The organism is Thauera phenylacetica B4P, assembly GCF_000310225.1.
Taxonomy (GTDB): Bacteria; Pseudomonadota; Gammaproteobacteria; order Burkholderiales; family Rhodocyclaceae; genus Thauera; species Thauera phenylacetica.
In genome coordinates this window covers 1-2,041 of record NZ_AMXF01000402.1, presented here as the reverse complement: position 1 = coordinate 2,041, position 2,041 = coordinate 1, and the positions used below count along the sequence as shown (strand labels likewise).

Annotated in this window: 3 protein-coding genes; all 3 read left to right on the top strand. The window is 73.9% G+C overall.

The features are described from left to right. Nucleotides 1-752 (top strand): tRNA threonylcarbamoyladenosine dehydratase (locus tag C667_RS22475; protein WP_004386775.1); only part of this gene is annotated, 752 nt, incomplete at its 5' end. Further along, the gene (locus tag C667_RS22470; protein WP_004386773.1) at nt 749-1,135 is read left to right on the top strand and encodes a sirohydrochlorin chelatase; all 387 of its coding nucleotides are present in this window, start codon (nt 749-751) and stop codon (nt 1,133-1,135) included. The genes C667_RS22475 and C667_RS22470, both read left to right, overlap by 4 nt. A gap of 200 nt (nt 1,136-1,335) precedes the next feature. Further along, nucleotides 1,336-2,041 (top strand): efflux RND transporter periplasmic adaptor subunit (locus C667_RS22465; RefSeq protein WP_004386771.1); only part of this gene is annotated, 706 nt, incomplete at its 3' end.

The window sequence follows — 2,041 nt, the reverse complement described above, 5'->3', positions numbered from 1 at the left end:
CGCGCCTCGCCGGCGCGCACGCCTGCGTGATCGGCATCGGCGGCGTGGGCTCGTGGGTCGCCGAGGCGCTCGCGCGCAGCGGGGTGGGGCGCTTGACCCTGATCGACCTCGATCACGTCGCCGAATCCAACATCAACCGCCAGGCCCATGCGCTCGAGGACACCCTGGGCATGGCCAAGGTGGGCGCCATGGCGGCGCGCATCGCGGGCATCGACCCGCACTGCCGGGTCACGACCATCGAGGACTTCCTCACCCCGGAGAACGCCGGTGCGCTGCTGCAGGGCTACGACCTGGTGATCGACGCGATCGACAACGTGCGCGCCAAGGTGGCGATCGCGCTCACCTGCACGCAGCGCCGCATCCCGCTGGTGATGGCGGGCGGGGCGGGCGGAAAGCGCGATCCGGCGCGCATCGGCGCGGACGACCTCGCGCGCACGGAGCAGGATCCGCTCCTCGCCAAGGTGCGTGCGCGCCTGCGCAAGGAGCACGGCTTCACCCGCGACCCCAGGAAGAAATTCGGCATCGAGGCCGTGTTTTCCAACGAACCCTTGCGCTTTCCCGAGGTCGATGCCTGCGACGCGGCCCATCCCGGTGCCGCGTCCGCCCCCCAGGGGCTGGCGTGCGCCGGCTACGGCTCGAGCATGGCGGTGACCGCGAGCGTGGGCCTGCTGTGCGCGGCGCGCGCACTCGAACACCTGCTGCGCGAGGCCGAAGCGCCTGCGCGCGGCGCCACCCCGGAGCCCTCCGCATGAACGCAGCCAATCCCTCCACATCCGCCCTCGTCCTCTTCGGCCATGGCGCCCGCGACCCCGAGTGGGCCGGGCCGATGCGGCGCATCCGCGAGGCGGCGCTCGCCCGTCCGGGGGCGCCGCGCGTCGAGCTCGCCTTCCTCGAGTTCATGGCCCCGACCCTGCCCGAGGCGATCGCCGCGCTCGCCGCAGAGGGCGCGCGCAGGGTCGCGGTGGTGCCGATCTTCCTCGCCCAGGGCGGGCACCTCAAGCGCGACCTGCCGGTGTTGCTGGAGGAGGCGCGCGCCGCCCACCCCGGCTGCGAGATCACCCTCGCCACCGCCGCCGGCGAGGCCGACCCGGTGGTCGCCGCGATGGCGGACTACGCGCTCGGCTGCCTGGGCTGAGCCTCGGGGCGAGCGGGCGCGCACTTCGCTGCAGCGCCCGCATGGGCGCGCCGTGCGTGCGGGATCGCCAGGCGTGAGCTCGGCGATCGCATCGGGAGATGCCCGAGCGCGAGTCGCATCGCCCCGCGTGGAAACGCGATCCCGCAGCTTTCCGAGGGGGATTCCTTGACGGTCTTCAATATAAGAATATACTTATTCTTATGAAGCCGATCATGCTCCCCACTCCTGCGCGTGCCGCAGCCGTCCTCGTCCTGAGCCTGCTCGCCGCCACCTCGGGCGGGGTGCGTGCGGAGGTTCCCACCGTCCGCATCGAGGCACGCGCCGTCGTGCCCGCGATCGCCGCCGAGGCCACGATCGAGGCCGTGCGCCAGTCCACCCTGGCCGCGCAGATGCCCGGCCGCATCCTCGAGCTCTCTGCCGATGCGGGCGATCGCGTGCGCAAGGGGGCGCTGCTGGCGCGCATCGATCCCGCCGAGGCCGCCGCCGCCGTCGCTGCGGCCGAGGCCGGCATCGCCCAGGCGGAGAGCGCGCTCGCCAACGCGCGCGCCGAATACCAGCGTGCGCGCAGCCTGGTCGAGCGCAAGTTCCTCAGCCAGTCGGCGCTCGACAACGCGCGCGCGCAGTTCCAGGCCGCCGAGGCCCAGGTGCGCGCCGCGCGCGCCCAGCGCGAGCAGGCAGCCACCGTGAAGGGCTACGCCAGCGTGGTGTCTCCGCTCGACGGGCTGGTCGCCGTGCGCCACATCGAGCCGGGCGAGATGGCGCAGCCCGGGCGCAACCTGCTCACCGTCTACGACCCCGCGCAGATGCGCGCGGTGGCCGACCTCGCCCCGCAGCGCCTCACCGAGCTCGGCGCCGGCCCGCTGCGCGCCAGCGTCGAGCTGCCCGCCAGCGGGCGCGTCATCGAGG

Coding starts and splice junctions, on each gene's coding strand:
- C667_RS22470 (WP_004386773.1), top strand. CDS start 749: ATGAACGCAGCCAATCCCTCCACATCCGCCCTCGTCCTCTTCGGCCAT.